This is a genomic window from Bradyrhizobium sp. BEA-2-5 (assembly GCF_032918025.1).
GTDB lineage: Bacteria > Pseudomonadota > Alphaproteobacteria > Rhizobiales > Xanthobacteraceae > Bradyrhizobium > Bradyrhizobium pachyrhizi.
In genome coordinates, this window is record NZ_CP136629.1 from 875,367 (window position 1) to 893,135 (window position 17,769).

Annotated in this window: 16 protein-coding genes; 4 read left to right on the plus strand and 12 right to left on the minus strand. The window is 65.8% G+C overall.

Features of this window, described 5'->3' with window-relative positions; genetic code table 11:
• Positions 1–37: 37 nt before the first annotated feature.
• From modC to mepA, 5 genes are all read right to left on the minus strand, one after another.
• Positions 38–709 (minus strand): molybdenum ABC transporter ATP-binding protein, encoded by a 672-nt coding sequence (gene modC / locus RX327_RS03995; RefSeq protein WP_317249530.1) that lies wholly within the window; start codon positions 707–709, stop codon positions 38–40.
• A gap of 2 nt (positions 710–711) precedes the next feature.
• Complete coding sequence (gene modB / locus RX327_RS04000) at positions 712–1,407, minus strand: molybdate ABC transporter permease subunit (protein WP_317249531.1); 696 nt, start codon at positions 1,405–1,407, stop codon at positions 712–714.
• A gap of 2 nt (positions 1,408–1,409) precedes the next feature.
• Complete coding sequence (gene modA, locus RX327_RS04005) at positions 1,410–2,195, minus strand: molybdate ABC transporter substrate-binding protein (protein ID WP_317249532.1); 786 nt, start codon at positions 2,193–2,195, stop codon at positions 1,410–1,412.
• A gap of 191 nt (positions 2,196–2,386) precedes the next feature.
• On the minus strand, positions 2,387–2,896 hold the full coding sequence (locus RX327_RS04010) for a hypothetical protein (protein ID WP_028335886.1): 510 nt from the start codon (positions 2,894–2,896) through the stop codon (positions 2,387–2,389).
• A 130-nt stretch (positions 2,897–3,026) separates the two neighbouring features.
• Positions 3,027–3,989: a penicillin-insensitive murein endopeptidase gene (mepA, locus tag RX327_RS04015; RefSeq protein ID WP_317249533.1), complete on the minus strand. Its 963-nt coding sequence runs from the start codon at positions 3,987–3,989 to the stop codon at positions 3,027–3,029.
• A gap of 195 nt (positions 3,990–4,184) precedes the next feature.
• On the opposite strand from mepA, the gene RX327_RS04020 reads away from it, so the two are divergent.
• Positions 4,185–4,622 carry a L,D-transpeptidase gene (locus tag RX327_RS04020; RefSeq protein WP_244482032.1) on the plus strand — a complete coding sequence of 146 codons (438 nt, stop codon included), beginning with the start codon at positions 4,185–4,187 and terminating at the stop codon, positions 4,620–4,622.
• Positions 4,623–4,978: 356 nt separating this feature from the next.
• Complete coding sequence (locus tag RX327_RS04025) at positions 4,979–7,177, plus strand: putative bifunctional diguanylate cyclase/phosphodiesterase (protein ID WP_410712137.1); 2,199 nt, start codon at positions 4,979–4,981, stop codon at positions 7,175–7,177.
• Positions 7,178–7,448: 271 nt separating this feature from the next.
• Here the strand turns inward: RX327_RS04025 and RX327_RS04030 are convergent, their stop codons facing one another.
• The 3 genes from RX327_RS04030 to RX327_RS04040 are packed head-to-tail and all read right to left on the minus strand — an operon-like array spanning position 7,449 to position 9,489.
• The gene (locus tag RX327_RS04030) at positions 7,449–7,895 is read right to left on the minus strand and encodes a DUF1801 domain-containing protein (protein WP_050384665.1); all 447 of its coding nucleotides are present in this window, start codon (positions 7,893–7,895) and stop codon (positions 7,449–7,451) included.
• 35 nt (positions 7,896–7,930) lie between these two features.
• Positions 7,931–8,713 carry a sulfite exporter TauE/SafE family protein gene (locus tag RX327_RS04035; RefSeq protein WP_152977597.1) on the minus strand — a complete coding sequence of 261 codons (783 nt, stop codon included), beginning with the start codon at positions 8,711–8,713 and terminating at the stop codon, positions 7,931–7,933.
• Positions 8,714–8,724: 11 nt separating this feature from the next.
• Complete coding sequence (locus tag RX327_RS04040; RefSeq protein ID WP_317249534.1) at positions 8,725–9,489, minus strand: TetR/AcrR family transcriptional regulator; 765 nt, start codon at positions 9,487–9,489, stop codon at positions 8,725–8,727.
• On the opposite strand from RX327_RS04040, the gene RX327_RS04045 reads away from it, so the two are divergent.
• On the plus strand, positions 9,436–10,347 hold the full coding sequence (locus RX327_RS04045; protein ID WP_050384668.1) for a sterol desaturase family protein: 912 nt from the start codon (positions 9,436–9,438) through the stop codon (positions 10,345–10,347). The genes RX327_RS04040 and RX327_RS04045 overlap by 54 nt on opposite strands.
• Before the next feature lie 22 nt (positions 10,348–10,369).
• Here the strand turns inward: RX327_RS04045 and RX327_RS04050 are convergent, their stop codons facing one another.
• The gene (locus RX327_RS04050) at positions 10,370–12,337 is read right to left on the minus strand and encodes a methyl-accepting chemotaxis protein (RefSeq protein ID WP_050384669.1); all 1,968 of its coding nucleotides are present in this window, start codon (positions 12,335–12,337) and stop codon (positions 10,370–10,372) included.
• Positions 12,338–12,732: 395 nt separating this feature from the next.
• Positions 12,733–13,029: a DUF1127 domain-containing protein gene (locus RX327_RS04055; protein ID WP_317249535.1), complete on the minus strand. Its 297-nt coding sequence runs from the start codon at positions 13,027–13,029 to the stop codon at positions 12,733–12,735.
• Between the two features lie 145 nt (positions 13,030–13,174).
• Here RX327_RS04055 and RX327_RS04060 point away from each other — a divergent pair, with 145 nt between their 5' ends.
• A complete protein-coding gene (locus tag RX327_RS04060; RefSeq protein WP_028335875.1) occupies positions 13,175–14,752 on the plus strand; it encodes a winged helix-turn-helix domain-containing tetratricopeptide repeat protein in 1,578 nt (525 codons plus the stop codon).
• 332 nt (positions 14,753–15,084) lie between these two features.
• On the opposite strand, the gene RX327_RS04065 is transcribed toward RX327_RS04060, so the two are convergent.
• Both RX327_RS04065 and RX327_RS04070 read right to left on the minus strand, forming a co-directional pair.
• Positions 15,085–16,257 (minus strand): acyl-CoA dehydrogenase family protein, encoded by a 1,173-nt coding sequence (locus RX327_RS04065; RefSeq protein WP_317249536.1) that lies wholly within the window; start codon positions 16,255–16,257, stop codon positions 15,085–15,087.
• Positions 16,258–16,406: 149 nt separating this feature from the next.
• Complete coding sequence (locus RX327_RS04070; protein WP_317249537.1) at positions 16,407–17,633, minus strand: MFS transporter; 1,227 nt, start codon at positions 17,631–17,633, stop codon at positions 16,407–16,409.
• Positions 17,634–17,769 lie beyond the last annotated feature (136 nt).

Below are 17,769 nucleotides of genomic sequence, written 5' to 3' on the forward strand. Positions count from 1 at the left end.
TAGGCTATCTTATGCCGACTTTCGGAAAAACGGCCAGCTACCCGCCCGCCGTCAGCACCTTGACACCGCCGAACGCGGTCACCTGGCCGCGGCGCAGCAATACGATCTGCGTCGCGAGCTGGCGCAGCTCGGCGGCGTCGTGGCTGACATAGACCATCGGCACGTTGGCTTCATCCCGCAGCCGCACCAGATAAGGCAGGATCTCGAGCTTGCGGCCCTCGTCGAGCGCGCCCAGCGGCTCGTCGAGCAGCAGCAACCGCGGCTTCGAGAGCAGCGCGCGTCCGAGCGCGACGCGCTGGCGCTCGCCGCCCGAGAGCTTTCCGGGACGGCGATCGAGCAGGGCGCCGATGTCGAGCAGGTCGACGATGCGCCGGTGTTGGGCGAGATCTTCGGTGAGGCCGTTCATGCGGCGGCCGTAGTCGAGGTTCTGGCGGACATCGAGATGCGGAAACAGCCGCGCGTCCTGGAACACATAGCCGATGCGGCGGCGCCAGGTCGGGACATGGATGCCGGCCGCGGTGTCGTCGACGGTTTCGCCGTCGATCACGATGGTGCCGCGGTCGGGCCGCAACAGCCCTGCGATCATGTTGACCAGTGACGTCTTGCCGGCACCCGAGGCGCCGAACAGGCCGATGGCACGGCCTTCGCTGGTGAACGAGGCCGCAAGCGAGAACTCGCCGAGCTGCTTGGTGATGTCGACGCGCAGCATGGCTATTGCCCGTGCAGGCGCGCGGTGGCGCGACGCGCGAACACTTCAGCCGCGACCAGTGCGCCGACCGCGAGCACGATCGAGATGATCACGAGCCGCGCGGCGGCGGTGTCGCCGTCCGGCGTCTGGATCAGCGAATAGATCGCCGAGGATATCGTCTGGGTCTCGCCGGGAATGTTGGAGACGAAGGTGATCGTGGCGCCGAACTCGCCGATCGCCTTGGCGAAGCCGAGCACCATGCCGGCGAGCACGCCGGGCAGCGCGAGGGGCAGCGTCACCGTGAAGAACACTTTCCACGGCGCGGCGCCGAGCGTCTCGGCCGCCTGCTCGAGCCGGCGATCGATCGCCTCGATCGACAGCCGCATCGGGCGGACCAGCAGCGGAAACGCCATCACGCCGCAGGCCAGCGCCGCGCCGGTCCAGCGGAATGAAAAGACGATGCCGAGATAGTCGGCGAGGAAGCCGCCGACGAGGCCGCGGCGGCCGAACGTCAGCAGGAGCAGATAACCGGTGACGACAGGCGGCAGCACCAGAGGCAGATGCACGACCGCGTCGAGCAGCGACTTGCCCCAGAAATCACGCCGCGCGAGCAGCCACGCCAGCGCGATGCCGAATGGCGTCGCCACCAGCGTTGCGATGATGGCGACCCTGAGCGAGAGCAGGATCGCCGTCCATTCGGCGGGAGAGATCTCGAACACGCTTAGGTCGTCGGGCTGATCAGGAACTTGAAGCCGTATTTCTCGAGGATCGTCTTCGCCGCGGACGAGCGCAGGAAGGCAAGGTACTCGGCGGCCTCCGGCTTCGCGGTCGTGGTCGCCGCGACCGGATAGATGATCGCCGGATGGGTGTCGGCCGGGAAGGTGCCGACGGTCTTCACGCCGGGCTCGACTTTCGCGTCGGTCGAGTAGACGATGCCGAGACCGGCTTCGCCGCGGGCGACCAGCGTCAGCGCGGCGCGGACGCTCTCGGCCATGGCGAATTTCGGCTCCGCGGCCTGCCAGGCGCCGAGCTTCTCCAGCGCGGCCTTGGCATATTTGCCTGCTGGCACGGACTTGACGTCGCCGGTCGCGATCCTGCCGTCGCCGGCGAGCCTGGCGAGGTCGAAGCCTTGCGCGATGTCGACGTTGTCGATCCTGGCATCCTTCGGCGCGATCAGCACGATGCTGTTGCCGAGCAGGTTGACCCGGGTCGGTTCGTTGATGGTCTTCCTGGAGATCGCGTAGTCCATCCAGTCGGTGTCGGCCGAGACGAACACGTCGGCCGGCGCGCCCTGCTCGATCTGCTTGGCCAGCACCGAGCTTGCCGCATAGCTGACGCTGAACTTGACGCCGGTCTTGGCGGTGTAGGCGGCGTCGATCTCGTCCAGCGCGTTCTTCATCGAGGCGGCGGCGAACACGGTAATGGTCTTGTCCTCGGCGCTCGCGGGCGAATGCAGCGCGCCGAGCAGGATGACGAAGGCGGTGAAAAGTCCGGCAAGTCGTGACATGGAAAGCGCTCCGTGCGAGTTCACGCGCGAACGGGCGCGCAAATCAGGCGTTGAGTGGGGTCTGGCCTGCGACGGACGGAAGCGCTGTTCCGCTGGGTCCCCGATGGACTTACGGTCCTCAGGGATATCGCACTGCAAACATAGCAGGCTGGGGCTTACGGTAAAGGCGACCGTTTGTCTAACCGTTCGTCCTATTCATCCGCCGGCTGGATCGCGATCGACAGCGAGTTCTCTTTTGAGCCGCTGACCTGCAGCACGAAGGGGCTGGCGGCGAGGTCATATTTCACGGTCTTGCGGATACCGTCGCAATCGGTCGCGCCGCTGAACGCCTTTGGCTTCAGGACATGCCCGTCCTGCACCAGGTCGACCCAGGCCCCGGCCGACAGGCTGACGGTATAGAGTCCGGCCTTCGGCGCGGCCTTGAAGCTGGTGAAACCGGCGAAGGTGCCCTCCTTCGGCGCGCGCTCCGGCGGCGTCGGCAATTTGGCGTCGCCGGGGGCCACCAGCGCCAGCGTGATCGCGGTCGCCGGCAGCGCCGTCTGCTCGCTCCCCGATACGACCTTGGCGCGATCGGACGCGGTCAGCGCGGCGCGTGCGCGCTCGATCGACCATTTGAACTTGTCACAGCCGCTCGGCTCCTCCGCCGCGAAAGCGGAAGTCGAGACGAGCACGAGCGATGCGGCGAGGAGCGATTTGCGCATGTCTGGTCCATTCATGATGACGGATAAATAGATCAGCCGCCCCGATCCACCGCCCGCACGCGCTTACGGCGCGACGGCAGGAGATCATATCGCAGTTCGAGCCGGCCGGCATAGCCGCCTGACAAAGATGTTATTGCCCTGGCAGCTGCTGTTTCGCGTCGGGGGCGTTCAGCACCGTCCTGCAGTCAGCCGGCATCTGCGCCAGCGTCATCGGCGGGCGGGGTTTCGGCGGCTTCGGCGGAGGCTTCGGGTGCAGCACCGAATCCTTGAACCAGAAGGCGAGATCAGACGGCTTGCAGCCTTCGCCCTCCGCTTGCGGCTTCTGTCCCTCGCAGCCAGGGCTGCCGGGCGGACAGCGCATGCGGATGTGGAAGTGGTAGTCGTGGCCCCACCACGGCCGGATCTTCGACAGCCACGCGCGATCGCCCTTGGCCTCGCGGCACAACGCCTTCTTGATCGCGGCGTTGACGAAGATGCGCTGCACGGCGGGCTCCCGCGCGGCATCGCGCAGCACCAGCACATGGCCAGGCGTGAACACCTTGGGATCGACATCGAGCCGGTCCTGGCGCACCATCATCACCGCCGACATGTCCTCGCGCTCCTCGCGCGAGAGCCGGCGGTTCGGCATCGGCGTCAGCCAGATGTCGGCATCGAGACCGATCTGGTGGCTGGCATGGCCTGACAGCGCCGGCCCGCCGCGCGGCTGGGCGATGTCGCCGACCAGGATGCCGGGCCAGCCTGCGTCCTTGTGCGCCTTCGCCGCGAGCCGCTTCAGCAGCGCGATCATGTTGGGGTGACCCCAGTAGCGGTTGCGCGACAGGCGCATCACCTGCCAGGTCTCGCCGTTGAGCGGCATCTGCGCGGCGCCGGCGAGACAACCCTTGGTGTAGCCGCCGATCGACCGGGTCGGCAACGCCGCCGGCAAAACCTTGCGCGCGAACAGCTGCTTCGCCCCGATCTTCGGATCGTCAGGGTTGGCGAGCGGCGGCAGCGGCTGTGGATTGAGCGAGCCCCTGTCCTGCGCCCGCGCGGAGATGGTGCAGGCGACGAGGGCTAAGATCAGGAGTGGGAACAGACGCAGGCGGGGTGTCATTCGGATCACTCTGTCGGCGCAAGGCTAGCATGGATTCGGAGCAGGCGGACCGCGCTTTCATCCCATTCGCTTGATCGCCCACAGGGTGGATTAAGATTACCCGCGGCTTCCAGGCTCCGATGTGAGCCACGCCACTTTACAAGCGCACGTTGTGGGCGACATCATGTCCGCAATAATTTCAGGGTAGGCGTTATTGTGACAAGCGTATCGTGCGTACGGCTGGCGTTTGCCGCCGCGATTGCCGCGCCGATTTTGGCGCTCTCGCCGGCGCGGGCCGACGTCGTCGTTCACATCGATAAATCATCGCAGCGCATGGCGGTCAGCGTCGACGGCGCGAGACGCTACAACTGGCCGGTGTCGACCGGCCGCCGCGGCTATGGCACGCCGAGTGGAGTCTTTCGTCCGCAGATGCTGGCGCGCCGCTGGTACTCGAAGAAGTACTATAACTCGCCGATGCCGCACTCGATCTTCTTCCACCGCGGCTTTGCCATCCATGGAACATACGAACTCACGCGTCTTGGCGGGCCGGCCTCGCATGGCTGCGTGCGCCTGCATCCCTCGCACGCAGCCCAGCTCTATGGGCTGGTCGAGCGCAACGGCCGCAGCGGCACGCGGATCGAGATCACCAACTAAGGTATGATCCGGCAAAATCCGAAGGCTGAGGCGCGTCGCACTTTAACCGCGCGATAACCCTGCCGCACGCTGACGAACATTGATGCGCTTGAAGCGTCTTCGGCGCATTCAATGTGCAATCGCGCGCCGGTTTACGCTTCCTTCACCAAGCGCCGGCGCTTCCATGCTGCGAATCTGTGCCGTGCGCCGCTGGCGCGCCGGGAGCAGACTCGCGCCCGGCGTGAATTCGCCTGCAAAGCAGGCATGCAAGGGCTTCTCAGGCAGCGCAGCTACGCGCCAAGAGATACCAATTTTTCAGAGACTTATCGCAGATATATCGCCGAACTGGAATGCGCGTGGGGCGTGCGATACCGATGATGCGGCCGAAGAAAAACACCAAGAAACCGAACCAGGCCAAACTGTCCCGTCCTCGGGGCCGTCGTCCCACGCCGATGCCGAAAGTGTCGGGCAGATCGCGCCGCCCCGCGGTCGAGGTCGGCGAACTGGTGCGCCAGCGCGCGCAGGCCGAGGCCGCGATCGCCGAGGCGCGCAAATCCAACGCGCGGCTGCGTGAGGCCATCGATATCCTGCCGCAGGGCATCGTGTTCCTCGATGCCGAAGGCCGTTACGTCCTCTGGAACAAGAAATACGCCGAAATCTACAAGCGCAGCTCCGATCTGTTCGAGCACGGTGCGCGTCTCGAAGACACCATCCGTATCGGCGTCGCGCGCGGCGATTATCCCGAGGCAGCCGGCCGCGAGGAAGAGTGGATCGCCGAGCGGCTCAAGAAGATGTATCAGCCCGGTGCGCGCCACGAGCAGAAGCTGTCGGACGGCCGCGTCATCCTGATCGACGAGCGCCTGACCGACGACGGCGGCGTCGTCGGCCTGCGCGTCGACATCACCGAATTGAAGCAGCGCGAGGCCTCGTTCCGCCTGCTGTTCGACGGCAATCCCGTGCCCATGATCGTCTGCGCGCTGGATGACGAGCGCATCATCGCCGTCAACGACGCCGCGGTCGCGCATTACGGCTACAGCCGGGCCGAGTTCGAGCGGATGACGATCAGGAGCCTGCAGGCGTTCGATGCCGAGCTGCCTTGGGCGGCGGGCCGCAGCAGCGACGAGCAGGCGGCGCGGACCTGGAAGCATGTGCGCGCCGACGGCACGCTGATCGACCTTGCGATCTATTCGCGCCAGCTGATGCATGGCGACCAGCCGGCGGTGCTGCTCGCGCTGATGGACATCACCGAGCGCAAGCGCGCCGAGGCGCGGCTCGCCTTCATGGCCCAGCATGATGGGCTGACCGGCCTGCCCAATCGCAGCCTGCTGCGGCAGCAGATGGACGAAATGCTGCTGCACACGCGGCGCAGCGCCGAGAAGGTCGCGCTCCTGATGCTGGGGCTCGACAATTTCAAGGCGGTCAACGACACGCTGGGGCATGCAGTCGGCGACAAGCTTCTGCGCGGTGTCGCCAAGCGGCTGCGCTCGACACTGCGCGAAGAGGATGCGCTGGCACGGCTCAATTCCGACGAGTTCGCGATCGTGCAAGGCGGCGTGATGCGGCCTGAGGACGCGGTGCTGCTGGCGCGGCGGATCTTGGAAGCCATCGCCGATCCCTATCTGCTCGACGGCCATTCCGTGGTGATCGGCGCCTCGATCGGCATCGCCATGTCGCCCGGCGACGGCGACGATTCCGAGAAGCTGCTCAAGAGCGCCGACATGGCGCTGTCGCGCGCCAAGAGCGAATTCCGCGGCACCTTCTCCTTCTTCGAGGCGGAGATGGACGCGCGCGCCCAGAGCCGCCGCAAGACCGAAGTCGAGCTGCGCGACGCGATCCAGAACGACGTGCTCCGTCCCTATTACCAGCCGCTGATCGATCTCCAGAGCGGCCGCATCACCGGCTTCGAGGCGCTGGTGCGCTGGCCGCATCCGGAGCGCGGCATGATCTCGCCGGCCGAGTTCATCCCGGTCGCGGAGGAGACCGGGCTGATCAATCCGCTCGGCGCGCTGATGCTGCATCGTGCCTGCATGGACGCGGCGCAATGGCCCGACGACGTTCGCGTCGCCGTCAACTTGTCGCCGCTCCAGTTCCGCAGCGGCAATCTGCTCTCGGTGGTGACGGATGCGCTGAAACATTCCGGCCTGCCGCCGCGCCGGCTCGAGCTCGAGATCACCGAGACGCTGCTCCTGGAAAAGAGCGCGCAGGTGCTGGCGACGCTGCACGCGCTGCGCGCGCTCGGGGTGCGCATCTCGATGGACGATTTCGGCACCGGCTATTCCAGCCTCAGCTATTTGCGCAGCTTCCCCTTCGACAAGATCAAGATCGACCAGTCCTTCGTGCGCGATCTCGGTGCCAACCGCGAGGCGCAGGCGATCATCCGCTCCATCGTCAGCCTCGGCAAGGGTCTCGGCGTCACCATCACCGCCGAAGGCGTCGAGACCGAAGCCGAGCTGAGCTGTCTTCGCGCCGAAGGCTGCCACGAGGGCCAGGGCTTTCTGTTCAGCAAGGCTCGGCCGAATGCAGAGATCGTCAGCCTGCTGAAGGCGCAGCGCGTGGCGACCGCGCTGGTGGCGTAGTGGAGCCTAGAGGAAGAGATGTTACCTCGAATCGAGCGACGGGCTCCCCTTACCTCGCCCCGCGTGCGGGGAGAGGCATAGGCCGCCTTTGGCGGCCGTTCTTGGCAACGCCGAAGCAGAGCTTCGGCTATGACGCATCGTTAGATGCGTTCCGGGTGAGGGGGATTCTCCGCGAACGCAGCTATCACCGAATGTGCGGAGACAGCCCCTCACCCCAACCCTCTCCCCGTAAGAACGGGGAGAGGGAGCGCACCGCCGCGCTTTTCACGTCCTACGATTCTTTCTTGTTGAGGTGATAAGTCAGCGCCAGCGCCACGCAGTGGCGCAGCGCTACCTCCGGCAGCTTGCCCGCGACATCGAGCAGGATGGCGCGGTTGCCGCTGTAGCTGAGCTCGGGGTAGAGCTCGCGAAAGGTCTCGACCAGATTGGTCTGGCAGTGGAAGTAGACCGCGACGCGGTCGGCGGCCGGCTTCACCTGATCGATCCGGACCGTGCTGCCGCTGCCGGTCTCAAGCGTGAGGTAGCTCGGCTGGCCCCATTTCAGCGTCTCTTCCAGCGCGCCGACGCCTTTGGTCGCCTTCGCAGTCTCGAAGATGAGGCGCCGCAGCGCCAGCAGCCTGGCCCTGACCGGGGCAGGGTAGGCGTCGAACAGCGCAGCTGCTGGTTTGGTGTGCGACCGTGATGCCGCCTTGCTGGTCAATGTCGCCGGCTTGCGCATGGTGGGCTCCGCGAGGAGGACGTATCCACGTCTATCTACCACAGCGCCTTGAAGGTCATATAGGCCGCCATCAGCGAGACAAAGACGATCATCGCGCCGCGCAACCGCGCGCGGTCGATGCGGTTGGCGGCGCGGGCGCCGAGATCGGTGCCGGCCAGAAGGCCGACGATCACGCCCGCCAGCACCGGCCATGATGCGAGCGAGCCCTCGCTCCAATAGATCCAGGCCGACGGGATCGTGGTCGGGATCAGCGACATCACGAGGCTGGCCATCTGCGCCTGATGCTGCGGCATGCCGAGCACGGCGCTCAGTCCGACCACGGTTGCCAGTCCGCCGCCGATGCCGAGAAAGCCCGACGACAGGCCCGCCAACAACCCGACAATGAGCAGCGCCGCCCAGGATATGTCGCGCGCGGTACCCTTGTCGTCGTGCTTCGCCTGGTCGCATCCGCCGCGCAGGATCAGCATCGCGTCGAGCACGACGAGATAGGCCACATAGGTCCAGCGCAGCGCGGACTCGATGACATGGTTGGCGGCGAGCGCGCCGGCCGCGCCGCCGGCGACGAAGCCGACTGTCAGCAGCGCGATCCAGCGCAATGGTGTGCGGTTGCCGCTTTGCCAATAGCGCCGGATCCCGGTGAGGCTGGTCGGGGGCACCTGCGCGACCAGCGAGATGCCTTGCGCGACATGCTGGCCGGCGCCGAGCAGCAGCACCGAGAACACGACCAGTCCGCCGCCGGGGCTGACGCCGAGCAGCCCGGCGGTGAGACCGCCGGCGAGGCCCGTGCCGATGCCGGCGAGGAGGTCGTGGATGATCACCGCATCCCCCATCAGCGCCTGGAGGCAAGGCCGGCAAGGAAGATGTCGAAGGCGTGCATCGCCTCCGCGGTCGAGACGGTTTCGCCCCACAGCCGTTGCAGCACGATGCCCTGGAACATCGCCACCATCGCCCGCGCCGCGCCGCGTGGCTGCATGTGAGGATCGATCGCGCCGCTTTTCTGGCCGCGCCGCAGCAGGTCCACGATCAGGGCGATCGGCTGGCGGATTCCGCTCGTCACCTGGTCGCGGACCACGTCGTCGCGCAGCGCCTCGGCCCAGAGCTGCAACGCGACGCGGCGGGCGCGCAGGCCTTCTTCCTTCTGCAGATCGCCGAGAAAGGCGCGGGCGATCGAGCGCAGGCTCTGCAACACATCGTCCGGTGGATCCTTGAGCGCCAGCAGCGCGCTGTCGCGGCCATGGCGGCTTTCGCCGATCGCCTGGATTAACTCCTCCTTGCCGGTGAAATGCCCGTAGATGCAGCCGGCACTGAGCCCGGACTGCTTGATGACGTCCTGGATCGTGGTCTGGTGAAATCCCTGGCGCGCAAAGCAGATCTCCGCGGCCTGCAAAATCTCCTCGCGGCGGATCGCCAGGGTCTCGGGTTTCACCTTCGGCATTGTCGGGTCCTTGTCAGGTCGCGGCCGGCCGATGCGGCGGGCTTGACGATCATTCGCCGCCATTATAAAGAACGAATATTCGTTTTGTAAAGAGGAGCATTCAGCATGATCGGCTTTGCAAAGCTTCTGTGGCATCCGGGCGCGGCTGAGATCGCCCATGTCGAACTTCCGTCGACCGGCGCGCGGATCGCGTTCCTGCTTGCGTCGTTCGCGATCGTGCTGCTGTTCGAGGCGGCGTTTCCGCTATTCAGCTATGGCCGCAGCGACCGGCTGCGCAATGTCGGCCGCAACGCCGCCATCACCGTGATCTTCGTCGGCGTGAACCTGCTGCTCAGTCCGCTGTCGCCGCTGGCCGCGCAATGGACGCTGGATGCGAAATTCGGCCTGTCGCACTGGCTCGGCCTGTCACTCCTGAACCAGCTCCTGCTCGGCATCATCGGGCTCGACCTGTTCGCCTATTTCGCCCACGTCTCCATGCACAAGCTCGGCTGGATGTGGCGCTTCCACCGCATGCACCATGCCGATCGCTTCGTCGACGTCACGACGGCGTTCCGCGAGCATCCCGGCGAGACGCTGTGGCGGATCGGCTGGCACATCGCCGGCGTCTTCGTGTTCGGAACGTCGGAATGGGTGCTGGTCAGCTATCTGACGCTGTCGGCGTTGAACGCCCAGTTCGAGCACGCCAACATCCGCCTGCCAGAGCGGCTCGACCGCTGGCTGCGGCTCGTCTTCGTGACGCCGAACATGCACAAGATGCATCATTCGCGTCATCAGCCGGAAACCGACAGCAATTATTCCAACCTGCTCTCGATCTGGGACCGGCTCGGCGGCACCTATCATCGCGGTCCGCGCTTCGCCGAGCTGCGCTACGGCCTCGACGGCTTCGACGATCCCGAGAAGCAGTCGCTGCGCGGACTGCTGAAGATGCCGTTCATGCGCGATTGGGGCCGGACTGGGGCAGGGCCGGACGACGAGGCGGAGCGATCGGCTCCGCCGCCGGTACTGCCCTGGCCGTGACTTGAAGCCATGCAATGCGGCTCTAGGCGGCGTTGCGCAGTCCGGCGAGGAAGGTGTCGACGCTGTGCGACAGCGCGGCGGCGTGATCGCCGAGCTGGCCGGACGTATCCAGCACATTGCCGGTGAGGGCCCGCGACTGGCCGGCGGCCTGGCTCGCGCCCGCGATATTGGCGGAGACCTCGACGGTCCCGGTGGAGGCCTGCTGTACGCTGCGGGCAATCTCTCGCGTCGCCGAGTCCTGCTGCTCGACGGCGGCCGCGATCGCGGTGGCGATACCCGAGATCTCCCGGATGGTACCGCTGATGTCGCCGATCGCGCTGACGCAGTTGCCGGTGGCTGACTGGATTGCGCCGACCTGGCCGGCGATCTCCTCGGTCGCCTTCGCGGTCTGGCTCGCCAGGTCCTTCACCTCGGCGGCGACCACGGCGAAGCCGCGGCCGGCCTCACCGGCACGCGCGGCCTCGATGGTGGCGTTGAGCGCCAGCAGATTGGTTTGGCTCGCGATCGCGCTGATCAGGCGCAGCACGTCGCCGATCTTCTCTGCCGATGCGGCGAGGCTCGTCACCATCTCGGTGGTCTCCATGGCCTTGGTCACGGCGCTGTCGGCGACGCGGCTGGAATGGGTGACCTGGCGGCCGATCTCGGTGATCGACGACGCCAGCTCCTCGGTTGCGGCGGCGACCGCGTTGACGCTGGCCGAGGCTTCCTCGGACGCGGCGGCTGCCGCCGAGGTCCGTTCGGAGGCGCCGTTGACGCTGGCGGTGATCTCGCCCGCGACGCGCTGCATGTCGCCCGAGGACCGCGCGACGGCGGCGACCATGCCCTTGACGTCGGCTTCGAAACGATCGGCCATCTGCCGCTGCAATGCCTGCTTGTCGGCCTCCGCCTTCACCTTGTCGGCCTCCTGCGCCTCGCGCAGCGAGGAGGTTTCGACCATGCTGCGGCGGAACACGTCGACCGCCTTCGCCATCGTGCCGAGCTCGTCGCGGCGCTCGCTGCCGGGGATCGTGACGCTGGTGTCGCCGCGGGACAGGCGGTTCATGACCGCGGTGATCGCGGTGAGCGGCCGTGACAGGCCGCGGCCGAGCAGGAACGCGAGCAGCACGGCGGCGGCCATGATCGCGACCACGCCGAGGATCAGATTGCGCTGCGCGTTCGCGGCGGCGGCTTCATAGTCGCTGGTGTCCTTGACGATCTCGAGCACGGCAACCGGTTCGCCGGCGTAGTTTTTGATCTGTCCGAGATAGAGCTCGACCGCATGGCCGTCGAGAACAGCGTCACGCAGCAGGGCCGCGCCGTTCATGACGCGCTTGAGCTCGTCCTGGGTCGCGACCACGGTGTCGCCGAAGGTCGAGGACAGCCGCTTGAAGCTCTGGCCGTCGAAGGAATGTACGGCAAGGTCGATGCCGAAGCGCTTCTTGGCGCGGTCGACGAATTCCTTGCCGAAGGCGGCGCCGACGTCGACATTGGCCAGCGTCTTGCCCTCGTGCATGATCGGGGTCATGCCGAAGATCGACAGCGCCTCGCGGCCGGGCTCGACGCCGACGATCGGCTTGCCGGTCCTGTTCGATTCCACCACCGTCGTGCGCCGCGTCGAGGCGTCATCGCCGAATGTCTTCGGCGCATGCACCCGATAGAAGCTGGTCGCCGGGGGCTGCCAGAACGAGATCAGCGGGATGCCCTGCGCCTTCATCGACGCCCAGGAGGCGCCGAGCAGCTTTCCGAGGCCGTCGCGGTCACCCTTGGCGATGGCGTCTTCGACCGGCGGCAAGGCGGCGATGACCGCCGAGACCGCAAGCGCGGCGCGCCCCTCGTAGTCGATCGCCGCAATCACGCTGTCATATTGCAGCTTGAGCTGCTGATCGAGCGCGAGCCGGGTCAGCGCCCGCTGCTGGCTGATGGAGAAGCCGCCGAGGATGGCGCAGGCGACCGCAACGGTCAGTGAAATCGCCAGGATCAGGCGGGCGGCAATCGATCGAAGCGTGAACATGGGACCAGCGGAACTCCAGGCATTAGCGCCGTCCGCAACCTCCCAGAAAAAGCTTAACAACCGGATGTTGTTGCCGCCGGTATTCGTGCCGCAGCCGTGGCCGCCGGTGCCTACTTTCGTACCACGCGGCTCGGTGAGGGGAGCCTCGCGGGACGGCGACCTCCACGCGGTCAGGGCGTATGTCTCGACGGACCATTTCTAACCGCTCGGAGTCGAACCAGCCTTTCGGTTTGCAGTCCGACATGATGGATGCATACCCCTTCTTCTTGCCGATCGGGCCAGATCGGTTCCTGATCAACCGGGTAGTCGCGTTGCGTGACAGCGGCGCAGTTCGCTGTCCGCTTCTGCTCTTAGCAGACATCACGGCGGTTAGTCGTCTTTGCCAGCTTCTGACCCTAGCGGAAGTCGGTGGGCAAAATTTGGCCGTCCGCCGTCGGCAGGTATCGCAGCCATTCGCCGGATCGGATGCCTCGCGCGTCAATACCTCGGTGCGAGGCGACGTAGTCGATCTCGCCGCGCGTGGTGCCGATATCCATCAGCTCCCTGTCACTTAAGTTGGACAGGGCGTCGCGCAGTTTTTGGCGCTCGCGGCGCTCCTGAAAGGCATCCCAATATGTCCAGATAAAGCTGGCGACATGCTGGATCGATACGGATGTCCGTTCCAGCCACGTTGTGCCGTGCGTCGTGCTCATTGCGGTGTCTCCTGGGACGGCTTTTTTCACCGGCATGAGGGTGCCGCGAGATCGGCGGGCACACTTGACCAGCAGCTTACATTTTCCTCACCGGCAGCTTATTCTTGCGATTTCCGGCGAGGCCCAAGCCAAGGGGATTCGCATCTTGCGCTATCTCTTCGAGGAGTATGCATTCGACCCTGACCGGCGCGAGTTGCATCGCGGGGCGGACGTCGTCTCCGTCGCACCACAGGTGTTTGATCTGCTGGATTATCTGATCCGCAACAGGGAGCGCGTTGTCAGCAAGGACGATCTCATCAATGCCATTTGGCGCGGGCGGAGCGTGTCCGACGCTGCGCTCACGACGCGCTTGAATGCTGCCCGCACTGCCGTCGGCGATTCCGGCGGAGAACAGAGATTGATCAAGACACTTCCGCGCAAGGGCTTCCGTTTCGTCGGAACAGTGCAGGAAGCAACGAGGCTCGTGGGCGGGGCAATCGGCGATGCTCCCGTGCAGGGGCCAACACTGAATCTTCCCTTCCCTGAGAAGGCGTCCGTGGCCGTTCTCCCCTTTACCAACCTCAGCTCCGATCCGGAACAGGATTACTTCGCCGATGGAATGGCCGAAGACATCATCACAGCGTTGTCTCGGTTCAAGGCCCTGTTCGTCATCGCACGCAACTCGAGCTTCACATACAGGGGGCGTCTCGTCGATGTTAAGCAAATCGGGCGCGAACTTGGGGTGCGCTACGTACTGGAAGGCAGTGTCCGAAAAGCTTTGGGCCGCATGCGCATCACCGGCCAGCTCATAGATTCCGCCACCGGGGCACATCTTTGGGCCGACCGATTTGAGGGCGAGCTCGGAAACGTCTTCGATCTGCAGGACCAGGTAACTGAGAGCGTCGTTGGAGCGATCGCCCCGACGGTTGAGAAAGCAGAGATTGAGCGCGCCAAGCGCAAGCCAACAGAAAGTCTCGACGCGTACACGGTCTATTTGCGCGGATTGGCCAGATTTTATCAGATCGATACCAACCGGCAGGCGATCGACGACGCATTGCGGCTATTCAACAGCGCGACTGAACTCGATCCGGATTTTGCGGCCGCGTACGGTCGTGCCGCCTCTTGCTACGCGTATGGCAAGGGCATTGGTTGGTTTTCAGGCGCCGCGGAAGAGATTGTGCGAGTAACACTGCTCGCTAGACGAGCAGCCGAGTTGGGCAAAGATGATGCAATCGCACTCAGTGCGAGCGGGTGGGCTTTCGCCTACATCGTTGGTGATTTCGAGCAAGGTGCCGCCTTGATCGACCACGCACTTTTGCTCAATGCCAATTTGGCCGAGGCGTGGCACTTTAGTGGTTGGGTTAAAAACTGGCTCTGCGAGCCGGATCCGGCACTCGAATGCTTCGCGCACGCCATGCGTCTGAACCCATTGGATTCGCGGATAGCGGGCATGCGAACCGGGACGGCATATGCGCACTTCCTGCTGGGCCGCTATGAAGAGGCAGCGTCGTGGGCGGCAATGGCGCTGCAATACAACCCAGAATTTCCCGCTGGATTGCGCGTGGCCGCCGCCAGCAACGCGATGGCCGGCCGCCCCGAACAGGCGCACAAGGCAATGGCGCGTCTTCGGCAACTCCATCCCGCGCTCCGGGTGTCCAGCATACGGGATCTGGTGCCTCATCGACGGGCCGATGACCTTGCGCGATTTGAAGAAGGATTGAGGAAAGCCGGATTGCCAGAGTAAGTTGGCGCGCGCAGTGCAGCGACATGTCTCGGGGCAGGGGAGGCCGGAGCGGGTCTCAAAGGGTCGCGAAGACCTTCTAGGTGAAGAAGTGATAAACGTAGTTCCCGCGAGCAAAATGCCTACCCACGCATCCTGCGCCAGGAGCGTGCAAAATCCCGAACCTTCGCCACAACGACATCCCAAATACGACCGGCCCGCCGGCGAACAGCGCCGGTGCGAGACCAACCAGATAGGTGAGTACGCCCTGGTTCAATCTGACTTCATCGCGCCTTGGCTTCTTCTTTAAGCATGATCTTTCCGGAAAGCCGCTTCGCACTTTTCCGGATCATGCTTCAGCGCGCGGTCGGCGGGGCGTCGAGATTGCCTGCCAAAATCGCCTTGCCGGCGTCCTCATACTGGGTGTCGCGGGCCTGGATCTGCTGCGCGATGGCGTGCATGTCGCGGAACCGGCGCTCGAACGGATTGTTGGCGAATACCGCCGTTGCCCCCGACATGTGATAGGCGATGTCGACCACCGAGGCCGACTGGTGGATGGTCCAGGTCGAGGCGATGCGGATCGCGACGCGATGTGCCTCGGTGATCGGGGCGCCGCTCGCGAGATCGCTCCAGACGTCGTGCGCCGTCGCGTATAGATAGGCGCGCGCGGCGCGCAGGCTGGCCTCGGTGCGGCCGATCTGGCCCTGCACGGCATTGTTGTCGCGCATCGCCTTGAGGCCTTGCGGGGTCTTGCCGCGGGCAAGCTCGGTCGCCGCGTCGAGCATGGCGCGCGCGACGCCGAGCGAGGTGGCGGCAAAGCCCATGCTGAACACCATGTTGGTGGAAAGCTTGTAGAGCGGGCCGCTCTCGCGGCACGCGGCGGGATCGTCGCGCAGCGCGGCGAATTTTTCCGGAATGAAGAGGTTGTCGACCGAATAGGAATCGGTGCCGGTGCCCTTCAGGCCGATCACGTCCCAGACGTCGTACATCACGGCCTGCGACATCGGGAACAGGATGGTGCGGATCTCCGGCGAACCGTCGGCCTTCTTGCGCGGTGAGCCGTCGGCCTCGACGATGCGGACATGCGCGCCCAGCCAGCTCGCCTGCCGCGAGCCCGAGGCGAAGTCCCAGCGCGCCGTGACGCGATAGCCGCCCTCGACGATGCGCGCCTCATGCGCGATCGCGCCCCAGGCGAGGATCCCGGGCGGGGTGTTGAAGATCTCCTGCGCGGTGTCGTGATCGAGCCAGGCCGCGATCATCGCGCAGACGCTGCACTGGCCGAGACACCAGGCGGTGGACGCGTCCGCCTTGGCGATTTCCTCCAGCATCTGCATGAAGGCTTCCGGCGTCGCCTCGGCGCCGCCAAAACGCTTCGGCAGCAATGCGCGATACAGCCCGTTCTCGACCAGCGCCGCGGTGACGGACGGCGTCAGCCGCCGTGTCCGCTCGATCTCGTCGGCTTCACTCGTGATCAGCGGCGCCAGCGCGCGCGCCCGCTCGACAAGGTCTACTCCCTGCGGCTTGTTCATGCGTGTCCTCGGCGCCTTCTGTCATTCTTGTTGGGCAGGCCAGGCGATGGTGGCGCATCCGGCAGGAGAGGGCAAGGCGGGACGGCGCCGATGCAGATCAGCTATCCATCCGCTGTGCGCGTGTGCGCGAGTGACGAATGCATCCGCGCTCAGGCGGCGGCGCGGCCGAGATCGAGCGATGGCCGGCGCCTGGTCGGGAAGCTCAGCGCCACCGCGACGGCGGCGAGCCCGATCGCGAACGAGCCGGCGTGCAGCCACGTGTAGCGCTGGAAATTGTCGAACACGAGCCCGCCGGCCCAGGGACCGAGCGCCATGCCGAGGCTGGCGAAGGCCGACACCGCGCCGAACACCGTGCCCATGATGCGCGCGCCGAAGAACTCGCGGACCAGCACGGCATAGAGCGGCATCACCCCGCCATAGGCGAGGCCGAACACCACCGAGAGCGCGTAGAATTCGCCGAGCTGCCCCACCGCGAGATAGGCCGCGATGCACATCGCCTGCACCAGCAAGCCGCCGACCAGCACGGGCTTTGCACCGATGCGATCGGCAGCCGCGCCCAGCAGCAGGCGGCCGCCGAGGCCGGAGACGCCGGCCACGCTGTAGACCGTCACCGCCGTGAGTGGAGCGATGCCGCAGACCATCGCATAGGACACCATGTGGAAGATCGGGCCGGAATGCGCTGCGCAGCAGGCGAAATGCGCCGCCGCGAGCGCGATGAACTGCGGCGTGCGCAGCGCCTGCGCCGCGGTCAATTCGGTCTGCGGCGCGTTCGCGGCGGTCGGGATTGCGACGTCCGTTCCCTGCGGAGCCGGACGCACCAGGAAGCAGGCGGGGATCAGCAGCGCCCAGGCAGCACAGCCGATCACGAGCATGGCGGTACGCCAGTCATAGGTCGTGATGAGCCAGCTCGCGAACGGCGCGATCGTCACCGGCGACACGCCCATGCCGGCGGAGACGAGAGCTACCGCGAGGCTGCGGTTCTTCTCGATCCAGGCGCTCGCGAGCGCCATCATCGGTGCATAGAAACTGCCGGCGGCAATGCCGATCAGCACGCCGAAGCAAAGCTGGAACTGCCACAGCGTTGCCGCCTGGCTCGCCGTCACGAGGCCGAGCCCCAGCAGCAGGCTTCCCGAGAGCACCACGATGCGGGTGCCGAAGCGGTCCGACAGCGCGCCCCAGAGGAAAGCGGCCACGCCCATGCAGAGGAAATCCAGCGTCGCCGCCGCCGACACGCCGGCGCGCGACCAGCCCATCGCTTCCGAGATCGGCTGCAGGAACACCGCGAGCGACAGCATCGTGCCGAACCCGACGCAGGTCATCAGCGCTCCCGCGGCGACAACGACCCAGCCATAATCCAACCGAGCGGCCTTGCTCATGCGTTTCCCCGGCGCTGTTGTTTGTTGTGGTGCGCACAGGGAGGATGCTGGCCTATCTGAGGTCCAGGGGCAACATGACGGGCAACATGCCTCTCATTCCGGGATCAGCGGATTGTGCGTTGCATGCGCAGGATGT

Bases quoted from the DNA above. Each gene is read 5' to 3' on its own strand.
- modC (WP_317249530.1), bottom strand. From the start codon at position 709: ATGCTGCGCGTCGACATCACCAAGCAGCTCGGCGAGTTCTCGCTTGCG.
- modA (WP_317249532.1), bottom strand. From the start codon at position 2,195: ATGTCACGACTTGCCGGACTTTTCACCGCCTTCGTCATCCTGCTCGGC.
- RX327_RS04010 (WP_028335886.1), bottom strand. From the start codon at position 2,896: ATGCGCAAATCGCTCCTCGCCGCATCGCTCGTGCTCGTCTCGACTTCC.
- mepA (WP_317249533.1), bottom strand. From the start codon at position 3,989: ATGACACCCCGCCTGCGTCTGTTCCCACTCCTGATCTTAGCCCTCGTC.
- RX327_RS04025 (WP_410712137.1), top strand. From the start codon at position 4,979: ATGCGGCCGAAGAAAAACACCAAGAAACCGAACCAGGCCAAACTGTCC.
- RX327_RS04030 (WP_050384665.1), bottom strand. From the start codon at position 7,895: ATGCGCAAGCCGGCGACATTGACCAGCAAGGCGGCATCACGGTCGCAC.
- RX327_RS04045 (WP_050384668.1), top strand. From the start codon at position 9,436: ATGATCGGCTTTGCAAAGCTTCTGTGGCATCCGGGCGCGGCTGAGATC.
- RX327_RS04040 (WP_317249534.1), bottom strand. From the start codon at position 9,489: ATGGGCGATCTCAGCCGCGCCCGGATGCCACAGAAGCTTTGCAAAGCC.
- RX327_RS04050 (WP_050384669.1), bottom strand. From the start codon at position 12,337: ATGTTCACGCTTCGATCGATTGCCGCCCGCCTGATCCTGGCGATTTCA.
- RX327_RS04055 (WP_317249535.1), bottom strand. From the start codon at position 13,029: ATGAGCACGACGCACGGCACAACGTGGCTGGAACGGACATCCGTATCG.
- RX327_RS04065 (WP_317249536.1), bottom strand. From the start codon at position 16,257: ATGAACAAGCCGCAGGGAGTAGACCTTGTCGAGCGGGCGCGCGCGCTG.
- RX327_RS04070 (WP_317249537.1), bottom strand. From the start codon at position 17,633: ATGAGCAAGGCCGCTCGGTTGGATTATGGCTGGGTCGTTGTCGCCGCG.